10 protein-coding genes and 1 pseudogene are annotated in these 11,758 nt (G+C 52.8%); 4 read left to right on the forward strand and 7 right to left on the reverse strand.

The window, feature by feature from the left end:
• Positions 1-21: 21 nt before the first annotated feature.
• Positions 22-735 carry a superoxide dismutase gene (locus tag L5220_RS01545; protein ID WP_448526991.1) on the forward strand — a complete coding sequence of 238 codons (714 nt, stop codon included), beginning with the start codon at positions 22-24 and terminating at the stop codon, positions 733-735.
• A gap of 46 nt (positions 736-781) precedes the next feature.
• Here L5220_RS01545 and L5220_RS01550 read toward each other — a convergent pair whose 3' ends face one another.
• The gene (locus L5220_RS01550) at positions 782-1,258 is read right to left on the reverse strand and encodes a DUF2214 family protein (protein ID WP_499571167.1); all 477 of its coding nucleotides are present in this window, start codon (positions 1,256-1,258) and stop codon (positions 782-784) included.
• 359 nt (positions 1,259-1,617) lie between these two features.
• Here L5220_RS01550 and L5220_RS01555 point away from each other — a divergent pair, with 359 nt between their 5' ends.
• Both L5220_RS01555 and menA read left to right on the forward strand, forming a co-directional pair.
• Entirely contained in the window at positions 1,618-1,998 is a 381-nt protein-coding gene (locus L5220_RS01555) for a hypothetical protein (protein ID WP_448514463.1), read from the forward strand.
• Between the two features lie 36 nt (positions 1,999-2,034).
• Positions 2,035-2,937, forward strand: coding sequence for a 2-carboxy-1,4-naphthoquinone phytyltransferase (gene menA, locus L5220_RS01560; RefSeq protein WP_499571170.1), 903 nt, complete (start codon positions 2,035-2,037; stop codon positions 2,935-2,937).
• A 27-nt stretch (positions 2,938-2,964) separates the two neighbouring features.
• On the opposite strand, the pseudogene L5220_RS01565 reads toward menA, so the two are convergent.
• The 5 genes and pseudogenes from L5220_RS01565 to L5220_RS01585 all read right to left on the reverse strand — a co-directional run bounded on the left by L5220_RS01565 (position 2,965) and on the right by L5220_RS01585 (position 9,454).
• Positions 2,965-4,120, reverse strand: a pseudogene (locus L5220_RS01565) (RNA-guided endonuclease InsQ/TnpB family protein).
• A gap of 115 nt (positions 4,121-4,235) precedes the next feature.
• Positions 4,236-4,502 (reverse strand): DUF5340 domain-containing protein, encoded by a 267-nt coding sequence (locus tag L5220_RS01570; protein ID WP_499571172.1) that lies wholly within the window; start codon positions 4,500-4,502, stop codon positions 4,236-4,238.
• A gap of 64 nt (positions 4,503-4,566) precedes the next feature.
• Entirely contained in the window at positions 4,567-5,184 is a 618-nt protein-coding gene (locus L5220_RS01575; protein WP_099799384.1) for a GNAT family N-acetyltransferase, read from the reverse strand.
• 35 nt (positions 5,185-5,219) lie between these two features.
• The gene (locus L5220_RS01580; RefSeq protein WP_499571174.1) at positions 5,220-6,962 is read right to left on the reverse strand and encodes a transglutaminase domain-containing protein; all 1,743 of its coding nucleotides are present in this window, start codon (positions 6,960-6,962) and stop codon (positions 5,220-5,222) included.
• Positions 6,963-6,979: 17 nt separating this feature from the next.
• On the reverse strand, positions 6,980-9,454 hold the full coding sequence (locus L5220_RS01585; protein ID WP_448527459.1) for an ATP-dependent Clp protease ATP-binding subunit: 2,475 nt from the start codon (positions 9,452-9,454) through the stop codon (positions 6,980-6,982).
• 195 nt (positions 9,455-9,649) lie between these two features.
• Here L5220_RS01585 and L5220_RS01590 point away from each other — a divergent pair, with 195 nt between their 5' ends.
• On the forward strand, positions 9,650-10,375 hold the full coding sequence (locus L5220_RS01590; protein ID WP_499571176.1) for an HAD family hydrolase: 726 nt from the start codon (positions 9,650-9,652) through the stop codon (positions 10,373-10,375).
• Here the strand turns inward: L5220_RS01590 and L5220_RS01595 are convergent.
• Positions 10,326-11,717 (reverse strand): NAD-dependent malic enzyme, encoded by a 1,392-nt coding sequence (locus L5220_RS01595; protein ID WP_448527461.1) that lies wholly within the window; start codon positions 11,715-11,717, stop codon positions 10,326-10,328. The genes L5220_RS01590 and L5220_RS01595 overlap by 50 nt on opposite strands.
• Positions 11,718-11,758 lie beyond the last annotated feature (41 nt).

An 11,758-nucleotide genomic window follows, 5' to 3' on the forward strand; every position in this document is an offset into this window, starting at 1 on the left:
AAAAAAGAGTTGTATTCTGTTATGCTTCTCAGTCGTCGTCAAACCCTACGGTTATTCTTCAGCGCCACGACCCTCACCCTGCTGCCGACCTCGCCTGCCTGGGCGCAAGACAGTCCTGAACCTTACACCCTGCCGCCCTTGCCCTACCCCTACGATGCCCTAGAGCCGTACATTGATGCTGAAACCATGGAATTGCACCATGACAAGCATCATGCCGCCTACGTGAAAACCCTGAATCGTGCCCTTGCCCCCTACCGCCAATGGCAGCAACTACCGATTGAAGACCTGCTGAGGCACATTGGGCAACTCCCCACTGCAATTCAAACCACCGTGCGTAACCATGGGGGTGGCCATGCCAACCATTCCCTCTTCTGGCAGAGCATGAGTCCCGCAGGGGGCGGCGAACCCACAGGTGCCTTAGCTGACGACATTGCGGCCACCTTTGGCTCCTTTAGCGAATTTCAAGACCAGTTTCAGACGGCTGGCCTGCGCCAGTTTGGCAGTGGTTGGGTCTGGCTGGTGTTGACCCCCGAAAACCGCCTGAAAATTTATACCACTCCTAACCAAGACTCGCCCCTGATGCGGGGGGATATACCCCTGTTGGGGAATGATTTGTGGGAGCACGCCTACTACCTCACCTACCGCAATCGCCGCGATCAGTACTTAGAAGCGTGGTGGCAGGTGGTCAATTGGCCTTGGCTTGGCGATCGCTACGCCCAATATCGCTCCCGTTAAGACTCTGCGCTAATTTAGCACTAAGATTGGGCTATCAATTACCCCTTTAGCTCTGAATCCAATCGAGACCAATCCCCCGTGCCATCATCGCTGCCAAAAGGGGAATACCACTGAGAAGTGCCAGTTCAGCGCGGATAACCCAAGTTAGGCGTTGCACCGCCGCTAACTCAAGGGTGGGCACTTGCCCTTGCCGAAGTGGTTTGAGCCATAACAAAAAGGAAATGGTTGGGTAAAGCGAGAGAAGCCCTACAAGGATAAAAAAGCCAACCTTCAGATGAAACACAGGATTGCTGAGGTAGTAGGCTGTGCCTTTGCCAAAGTACAACACTCGTAAAATTCCGGTCACCAGTACGGTAATGGCAGCAATGCCGTAAAGACCATCCGTAATGACGAGGCGCCATGCTTGCTTGAGTTCCAACTCTTTGCGCAACGTCAGGTGCTCAACCACTAATGCCGCAAAGGCAACCATAAAGCTGAGGTAGTGTAGGTAGGCGATCGCAGCACTACTCCAAAGCGAATCCATCTCATGTTCCCCAGTAAATTATCCAACGCTCATGCTAGCGCATAGAGTGTGGCTCTTGAATGGTGTCCCACTCTGACAGGATGTATCGAGGTTGGGGTAGATGGGTAAGCATTAATTATTCAGGATTATTGAAAAGATTATATTTATATTTTTTATTAAGGGGTACGGTGGCAACCCTTAGTAAACTAGTTTTGAGAGCACAAAGGATTCATCTTAAGTTGTGATCACCGTCACTGGCATTTTGCTGCGACATCAGTAATACTAGAACATGACTCAGTACTATCCGAGTCATCAACAGGGAACACACAACGAGCCGACAGACTGCAAGTAAGTTTGTCGGTTTTTTTTAGGTTTTGTCTATGTCTCGTAAGAAAGTTGCCCTTAGTCTTGATCCGGAGCTTTACGCGGCTCTACAGTGTTGGCAAGCACAGCAGGGGTACGGCTCGTTGAGTGAAGCTATCCGCGTTATTCTGCAGCAGCATTTTCAGCCACCACAACTCACTTGCCCAACAGTTCTACAACGCTTAACGACGTTGGAAAAGCAGGTGGTGGCTCTGCAAGCTCAACTGCAACCTCCGCAACCAGAGATCGCGTGTTTGACGTTGGCGGATTTGGAGGCGCTCAACCGATCGCAATTGGTGGCGATCGCCCGAGATTTGGGGGTTTATAGTTACAAACTCAGTAACCCAGCGCTGCGGCAAGCCATTCTTGCGGCCAAGCGGGAAATCTATGGGCATTAGGTTGGGTGGTATGCTGTTTTGGTGCAGTCTGACACTGTGAAGCGTGTGATTGAGGCAAACAGCAAGGATCGTTTCCGTTTGTGGTGGGCGGCGATTAAGCTGCCGATGTATAGTGTGGCGGTGATGCCTATTTGGTTAGGCAGTGCCATTGCGTGGCGGCAAACGGGACACTTACAATTACTCCCCTTTGGCCTATTTTTGAGTGCCGCAGTTCTTATTCTTGTCTGGCTGAATCTCAGTAATGATGTGTTTGACGCTGAGACAGGAATTGACCGCCACAAGTACCACTCAGTGGTCAATTTAACGGGTAAAAAGGAGGTCATTTTTGGCTTGAGCAACCTCTGCCTCGGGCTAGGGCTAGTGGCGATTATGGCGATTGGCTGGTGGCAACAGGATGCAACGGTATTCGTCATGGTTCTGCTATGCTGCGCTTTGGGCTACAGCTATCAAGGGCCACCCTTTCGCTTAGGATACCTTGGCCTTGGTGAACCGATTTGTTTTGTGTGCTTTGGTCCGCTGGCGATCGCCGCAGCATACTATAGCCAGACCCAAACATGGTCCAGCAGCATTCTGCCGGTAGCCGTGTTGAATGGCATAACAACAACCCTCATCCTCTTTTGCTCTCACTTTCACCAAGTGGCCGATGATATTGCCGCAGGGAAGCGATCGCCCGTGGTACGGCTGGGAACGGCTCGCAGTGCTCAGTTCGTCTATGGAGGCTGCATTGTCTTCTATGCTTGGTTGGTAGCGAGTGTCGTGTGGCTGGGGCTGCCATGGCCAACCCTTCTTGCCCTTAGCTCCCTGCCGTGGGCGATTTACTTATGCCAGCGGTTACACCACTTTCACGCTGTACCAGAGCAGATCAAAGAGTCGAAATTTATTGCTGTACAACTTCATTTTTGGAGTAGTTTACTGTTGGGGTTGGGCTACGTGCTGTAAACTTCCCCTGACTGAAGTCAGGAGCTTTCAGTAGCCCTGCAGTTGGCACGCCAACCACGTTCCGTAGGTGGCGTCAGCCATACCTCTAGGCTGGTTTACAAACAGCCCCAAAAGCGCAATTACATTTGCATACATTTGCACCGTTAAAGTCTGCATCCCCCTGCCAGCCACAATGTACACACTTGAACTGCTTGCCTGATCGATAAGACTGCTTAGGGTCAGGATGGATATGCAGGCACTTGTGGCAGGTCTGCGATGTATAGGCCGGCGGAACAACCACAAGGCTAACCCCTGCCAGTATCGCCTTGTATTGCAGAAACTGCCTAAGTTGGTAGAATGCCCAACTGTTTGACCGTCGCCGTTCCATCTTACTACGAGGCTTCTGGTTGGTACGCTCCCGAATACCTGTTAGCTCTTCCAAAGCAATACCATTGTTGTCTGCCTTTGCTTTGCTAACAATAGCCTGCGAAATGTTATGGTTCACCCACGCCTGAAAGCGTCTCTCCTTGCTAGATAGCCGTTGCAGCAGTTGCCGACATCTGCGTCTACAACTGCGTGTGCCTTGACTGGCTTTGTGTTGGAGTACGGCTCTCAGCTTGGAGTAATGGTCTCGTATCGTGGTTAACTGCTGTCCATTCCAGCGTTCTCCTCCTGAGGTATGTGCAATGTCTGTCCTGCCGAAGTCAACACCCAAAACCTCACGTACAGTCTGTGGTTCTGGGACTTCTTCCTTTACTTGAATGTGGATGAAGAAGGTGCCGTCTTTGTGCTTGCACAGAGTCGCTGAAGTAGGTTTCTTGCTCTTGAGCTTCTCTATCTGGTAGTTACCCACAACCAAGGGAATGCGTTCCCGTCCGTCTAGAGTAGTTAGACTAACAGATTGCTCTTTTTCTCTGTAGTCAAAGATGCGAGCATCGTAGTCAACGGAAGTGGGTTGGAAGCACTTTACTGGATTGCCCACCTTGCGGTTAGCAGCAACTCTGGCACAAGCCCTGACAGCCAAGTTAGCTGTTAAGCTGTATTGCTGTCGCACTGCTCTATAAACTTCTTTCTGAATACGGTTTTTGTTGGTAATGTTGGGGCTGAGAGTACTGTTGATGTAGTTGCACGCCTCAGCAAACCCCTGCAGAACGTTGCCTAGCTTGTCAATTTGTTCTGCGGTGGGGGTTAGTTTGCACTTAATGGTTAGTACCTGCTATGGCATAACGTCTGTTTTAGCTCCTAGATGAGACATGGGGAGGCAACTAAAATTGCTAAAGGAGCATTCCTCTCCGCCCTAAAGTACGCGGCTTCCAACTTTACCCAATGTGATCCTCAGGGAGAGGGCGGTTTACAGACCATTGATAATCTACGGTGCCGCCGGTCAGTTGCCACTCCTCTTCAAACTGTTTTTGCAGGCGCAGCGCTTTGCGCAAATGAATTACAGCCGCATGTAGTTGCTGGTAGGCAGGGGATGAGGGAGGCAGCGATGTGAGTGACGTCTGCTCTAAAATCTGCAGCAGCGATTCATAGTGAATATGGGAGGGCACTGGCACTGTGGAACGAGTGAAGGGAAAACGAGTCACGCTACAACGAACCTCCAAGGGAACTAGAACAATAAAATCTTGAATGCGCCAAGCACAAGTTCGCTCAACGCCGTCGTGGCCGCCGATAGGTGAGCCGCTCTGAGCGATCGCGCTCGTAGGCAATCAAGCGACCGTAGATCTCATGCTTGGTTAAATTCAGGGAAAAGAAGACATGCCGACGGGGATTGCCAAACCCTTTGCGCGTAAAAAACTTAACTGCTGGAGTATTGGCCGGGTCAGTATCCACCAGCATAAACCGTGCCCCCTCTTCAATCATCCGCTCAATGAGCTTATCCACCAGTTTATCGGCCACCCCTCGCCGCTGGTAGTCAGGGTGTACCCCTAGCCAGTTGATATACCCATAGACCCACGGCGCTTTACTAATGATGGTTCCTAGGACAAATCCCGCAACGTGGGTGTCTGCTTCTGCCACTAAGCAGTATTCAGGGTCCGTATTGTAAAAGCCAATCACCTCCCACTCATCCCAAATACGGTACAGGGAGGGGTAAAGATCACTGGTGAATAGGGCTTCACCCAGATGAAACACAGGGGCAATGTCGTCAATATCCATCTCGCGAATTAGGATATTAACCGGCTCAGTCCGCTCTTCTTCTGGCCTGAGAACAACGGCATCTAAATCTGCGAGGTCATGATCAAGGGGATCATCAGGATGGAGGGACATACAAAATTAGCTAGCAGGCTATCTTCTAGGTTAGCCTAAGCCTCGCTGCCGTGCCTTTGGGGTGTAGATGGTGCCCCTAACTCCCCATGAATGGTAAAGCGAACATGATTCAGGGCTAAGTCGCCCAGACGCACACCGCGATCGCGATAGTTTGTGGTTTCAAAACGCATCCCTTTACTGGCTTCGACGTGGTACCAGGGCAGACCCATAAAAAATCGGGTAGGGTAAGGGCCTCGTTCCACCACATCATCAGGGTTTGACTCCATAGGTAGCCAACCGATCCCAGGGACATAAAACTCCAGCCAAACATGGTTGTAGGTAGGTTCCAAGGGAATACCGCGCTGTTCGGGATGCGGCGGGCACTTATAACGTCCTACGGTACGGCAGGCAATGCCGTTTAGGCGAGCCAGAGCCAAGAGCACCCCTACGTATTCGCCACAGGAGCCAACTCCGCGCTCTAGCACTAAATCTGGGGTTTCAATTTTTGGGCGCAGGGCATAGCTGAGGCGATCGTAAACATAGTTGCGAATTTTCAGCATCTTGCGCAGAATGTTGGTTTCAGTCCCTACCGCCACTCGCGCCGCCTCCTGCACAATGGGCTTATCCATTGCCAGCTCATCATTGTCCACAAGGTATTGCTCGGCAAACCCCTCTGGCAGCGGCAAAGACTCATCAATATCCGCTGGGGTGAGGTGATACTTGATCCCCCGTACTTCTAACCATGCTCGCCAGCCAAAAAAGCGGGCTTCGTAGGGACGTAACTCCGGAAAATCAAAGATGGCGACCTGCTGATCAGCGACCGTCTCTAGCCGAAATGGCGTGCCCAGTGGCTCTACTCGCAACAGTTTTTGGCGTAGAGAGTTAGCAGGCAAGGCAATGCGCCACTCCAAGTTATCCAGTTGGCACGCATCTAGGGGAGAAATCTCTTCCAAATAAGCCATCTCTAGTAGATAGCCATTGGAGAGGGTGTAGTGTTGCCCAGAGCTAAAAACAAGGGGATGAATCACACAAATATCGCGGTGGGCAATCTCAAGGGGGGTATCACGGTTGTTGGGGTTATCGCGCAAATAGGGTTCGTCGCCCCCATAGGCCMCCCATGGCTGACCCGCCTTATCAAAGGTCAAGGCGGTGGGCTGGGCAAAGGGAGTCAGGGCGACCCCTTTAATGTCACCGGTTTGGCGATTCAGGCAATACACCGACTGCTCGAGGCGATCGCTGACCCACAGATCGCCCCCGTGCAAGGCCAAATTTTCTTCGCCAATTCCAGGAGCCGGTAAGCGAAATGCCTCTTTACCCGTCGTGTGCTCAAAGCAATGGATGTAGCCAGACTTTTGGCAGGCAACGTAAATACCCCCTTCATCCACGGCAACACCGTAAATCGGGTAACTACAGCGCAGCACCTGCTCCACCTGCCAATCCGGTAAATAGCAGCGGTAAAGGGTCTCTTCACGACAGAACCAGAGCGAGTCTTGGAACAGGCATAACCCCGCAGCATCTAAAAATGGCTCAAGGGTATAGGGGTTGAGAATCTCACTGTGGTCATTTTCAGCGTTGATGAGCAAAATAAATCCCCGCACCCGATCCAATGCCAAGAAGCTGGCACCCAAGGTTGCTTGGCAAAAGGGTAAGCGGGGAAGTTGGCGTAACCACAACGCTTGGGGATCAACCCATGCCAGCCCCTGAAGCTGGTAGGCACCCAACGGGCGAATCGTTCGCCAACCACTGTCGATTAAGGGCGATGTTGACTCGACCTCAAGGGTATCCGTAGCATCAGGCATGGCAGATCTCGCCGCAATTATTCAACTGATTGGGGTAAAAGCTCACGGCGTTGTTGCGGCTGAATGCTCACTTGTCCTGACTCGTTGATATCAATCAGGGCTGTATCCCCTTCGCGGATGCGACCGGAGAGCATTTCCTCGGCAAGGGTATCTTCCAGTAACCGCATGATTGCCCGCCGTAGGGGTCGTGCTCCGTAACTGGGGTTGTAGCCCTCGTCGATGAGCCGCTCCTTGAAGCGATCGGTGACTTCGAGGGTAATTCCCTTCTCGGTCAGTCGCGAAAACACTTCCTTGAGCAGAATATCGGCAATCTGCTTGACTTCGTCTTTCGTGAGTTGACGGAAGACAATAATTTCATCTAGCCGGTTGAGGAACTCAGGGCGGAAATACTGCTTGAGTTCTTCGTTGACGAGGGAGCGGATGCGGTTGTACTGAGATTCGGCAGCATCTTCAGTGCCCAACTCAAAGCCAAGACCCCCTGCTCCTTTTTCAATGACCTTGGAACCAATGTTTGAGGTCATGATCAACAGGGTGTTTTTGAAATCTACGGTGCGCCCTTTAGAGTCAGTGAGCCGCCCATCTTCGAGAATTTGCAGCAGCAAGTTAAAGACATCGGGGTGGGCTTTTTCAATTTCATCAAAAAGCACCACGGTGTAGGGCCGCCGCCGCACGGCTTCGGTGAGTTGACCCCCTTCGTTGTAGCCTACATACCCCGGAGGCGAACCAATGAGCTTAGAAACTGTATGCCGCTCCATGTACTCAGACATATCGAGGCGAATCATGGCCTCTTCCGAGCCAAAGAAGTAGGCAGCCAAGGCTTTGGTCAACTCGGTCTTACCCACGCCCGTGGGCCCGGAAAAGATAAAGCTGGCAATGGGACGGTTTGGGTTTTTCAGCCCCACGCGCGCCCGGCGAATGGCGCGAGAGATGGCCTTCACCGCTTCGTCTTGGCCAATCACCCGCTGGTGCAGGGTATCCTCCATGTGCAGCAGTTTTTCCGACTCGGTTTCGGTGAGTTTGCTCACGGGCACACCGGTCCAAGAGGCCACAATGTGGGCAATGTCCTCTTCGGTGACCACTGGGGTCTCTTCTTCACCGGTGGTTGCTTCGGTTTTTTTCTGCTGGGCAATGGCGCGAATTTGGGCTTTCAGCTCCATCTCGCGATCGCGCAGCTCCCCGGCTTTGTCAAAGTTTTGTGCCCGTACGGCATCGTCTTTTTCTTTGAGCACTTGCCGCAGTTCTTTGTCCAGATCTTTTGCCGCAGGCGGCAGTTGGGAGTTAATTAACCGTACCCGCGAGCCGGCTTCGTCAATGAGATCAATGGCTTTGTCCGGCAAGTAGCGATCGCTAATGTAGCGGTCAGAGAGTTTTGCTGCCGCTTCAAGCGCTTCATCGGAGATTTTTAACTTGTGGTGCTTCTCGTAGCGCTCGCGCAAACCATAGAGAATCTCGATGGTTTCCTCCACTGAGGGTTCACCCACCATCACCGGCTGAAAGCGTCGCTCTAGAGCTGCATCCCGCTCAATATGCTTGCGGTACTCATCTAGGGTTGTGGCACCAATACACTGTAATTCACCGCGGGCAAGCGCAGGTTTGAGGATGTTGGCAGCATCAATGGCACCTTCGGCAGCGCCAGCACCAATGAGGGTGTGCACCTCATCAATCACGAGGATGACGTTACCCGCTTGGCGAATTTCGTCCATAATTTTCTTGAGCCGCTCTTCAAACTCGCCACGATACTTGGTGCCCGCCACCAAGAGGCCAATATCGAGGGTGACGACGCGCTTTTCATTGAGAATATCCGGCACGTCGTTGTTGGCAATTCGTTGGGCTAAGCCTTCGGCAATGGCAGTTTTGCCGACACCGGGTTCCCCGATGAGAACAGGGTTATTTTTAGTGCGGCGACCCAGAATCTGAATCACCCGCTCAATTTCCTTCTGACGACCCACCACGGGATCAAGCTTGCCATCGATGGCCATCTGGGTGAGATTGGCACCAAACTCGTCGAGGGTTGGGGTTTTTGTCCGGCCTTGACTGGCACCAGCGGCAACTTCGGCAGTTTCTCCAAGCATTCGAATGACTTGGGTGCGCACCTTAGACAGATCAACCCCCAAGTTTTCCAGCACCCGCGCTGCAACGCCTTCGCCTTCGCGGATTAAGCCTAGTAGCAGGTGCTCAGTGCCAATGTAGTTGTGCCCTAGTTGGCGAGCTTCTTCAAGGGATAGTTCTAAAACACGTTTGGCACGGGGGGTAAAGGGAATTTCCACGGCTACGAAGCCCGACCCCCGGCCAATGATTTTTTCCACTTCAATGCGGGCATCTTTGAGGTTAACCCCCATAGATCGCAAGACTTTAGCCGCAACACCGGTACCTTCGCCAATCAGACCGAGGAGGATTTGTTCAGTGCCGACAAAGTTATGACCAAGGCGGCGTGCCTCTTCCTGTGCCAGCATGATGACTTTAATGGCTTTTTCTGTGAACCGCTCAAACATGACCCTTCCCCTAATGGCTCCTGCGTGCTGGTAACACTAATATTAACACGTTCATTTTGACCCGTTTTTGTGTGCAAACTTACCACTACTGTAGACGTTGACTCCATTTCTTTGCAGGTTCGGTTGCCCGTATCGGCATTCAACGGGGTCACTCAGGATAGACTACAGGTGTTGCCTTAACCACGCTGAGTATAAATGCGCAGTCATGATGTCTTGTTGTCGAGTCCCCGTGCCCTCATTTTTGACATGGACGGGGTGATTTGTCACACCATGCCTTACCACATGAAGGCATGGGAGGTTTATGTGGAACGTACCCCAGAACTGCGGGGGCACGTTGATTTAGGACAATTGCGCCAGATGGGAGGAAAGCGCAATGCCGAACTATTGCCGGAACTCCTGGGGCGATCCCCAAGTACCGAGGAAGTACAGCGCTGGGGCGCGGGAAAGGAAGCGGTGTTTCGGGAGCTGCTGGCGCCGCATCTGCAGTTGTTGCCTGGCTTGCTCTCCTTTCTCAACGCAGCTAAGGCTCGGGGCTACCGCTTGGGGGTGGGCACCTCCGCCTGTGCAGCCAATGTGGAATTGGTGCTCTCGTGCGAGGGGGTCGGGGCGTTTTTCGATACGGTGGTGATGGAGCAGGATGTGCAGCGGGGCAAACCGGATCCGGAATGCTATCTGTTAGTGGCACAACGGTTGGGGGTGCCACCGCAGCAGTGTGTGGTGTTTGAGGATGCGGTCTCGGGAGTGATGGCGGCTGTACGGGCAGGGATGACCTGTTGGGGCGTGCTCACCACCGAAGCGGAATCGGCGCTACGGCAGGCGGGTGCCGAGGTCTGTATTCAGGATTTTACAGAGGCAGCCTTGGAGGAGCTGCTTAACAGCGCGCCAACCCCTGCGATCGCGCACACTGTTCAACCGCGGTAGCAACGACATTGGCAACGCGACGATCAAAAACGGAGGGAATGATGTAGTCTGGCTGCAGCTCGTTAGGACTAATCAACGCGGCGATCGCCTGAGCAGCTTCAAGGTACATTGTTGTTGTCATAGCAGCGGCACGACAGGCAAGGGCGCCCTTAAACACCCCCGGAAAGGCCAGTACGTTGTTGATCTGATTGGGATAATCACTCCGACCTGTGGCCACAACGGCCACATGGTTATAGATCAATTCTGGTTGAATTTCTGGAATGGGGTTGGCCATCGCAAAAACAATGGCATCCTCGGCCATCGATTGAATCATGTCTAGGGTGACTACGCCCGGGACACTCACCCCCAAGAACACGTCTGCTCCTTGGAGGGCATCGGCCAAGGTTCCTGTTGTTGCAACTGCAAATTCCTGCTTTGCCCCGCTGAGGTGGGGGCGATCGTGGGAAACAATTCCTTGGGAGTCGCACAACAAAATGGTTGTCGCGCCTGCTTTTTTGAGAAGACGCGCAATGGCAATGCCAGCAGCCCCGGCGCCATTGATGACAATGCGCACGTCTGCCAAGGATTTTTTGACCACCTTAAGGGCATTGTTGAGAGCTGCAAGGGTGACAATGGCGGTACCGTGCTGGTCATCGTGGAAGACGGGAATGTCCAGCTCTGCTTGCAGCCGTTGCTCAATTTCAAAGCAGCGCGGCGCACTAATATCCTCAAGATTCACACCGCCAAAGACGGGGGCAATGCGCTTGACTGTTGCCACAATTTCATCAACATCTTGGGTTGCCAAACAAATGGGAAAGGCATCCAGATTGGCAAACTCTTGGAAGAGCATCGCTTTGCCCTCCATCACCGGCAGTGCTGCCTCTGGACCGATGTTGCCCAAGCCTAAGACGGCACTGCCATCGGTGACAATGGCAACGGTATGGTTCTTGATGGTGAGGCGATGGACAAGGGCTGGCTCTTCGGCGATCGCCCGCGAAATCCGTCCTACCCCGGGGGTGTAGGCCATGGCCAAATCATCTTGATCGTGAAGGGGAAGTTTGCTGGTGACGGTAATTTTACCCCCCTCATGGAGCCGGAAAGTGCGGTCAAACACGTCCAACACCTTCGCCGCAGTCTCTTGCTTGACGGCATTCACAATGGCGGCGGCATGTTCAGTACTGGCGGCGGCTACTGTAATATCGCGGACAAGCGCACTGCGAGTATGCTGAATCAGGCTAATTTGCCCTACATGTCCCTTTTCTTGACCAATGACTTGCAAGACACTCGCCAACATACCGGGTTGTTGGGGAATTTCAAGGCGTAAGGTGAGGCTAAAACTAGGATTCGGGGTCAGGTCAGCCATGGGTAATGCGGCTCAGTCAAATCGTTTAATGTTGCGAGGCA

The sequence above is a fragment of the Synechococcus sp. PCC 6716 genome, assembly GCF_022570815.1.
Taxonomy (GTDB): domain Bacteria; phylum Cyanobacteriota; class Cyanobacteriia; order Thermosynechococcales; family Thermosynechococcaceae; genus Thermosynechococcus; species Thermosynechococcus lividus.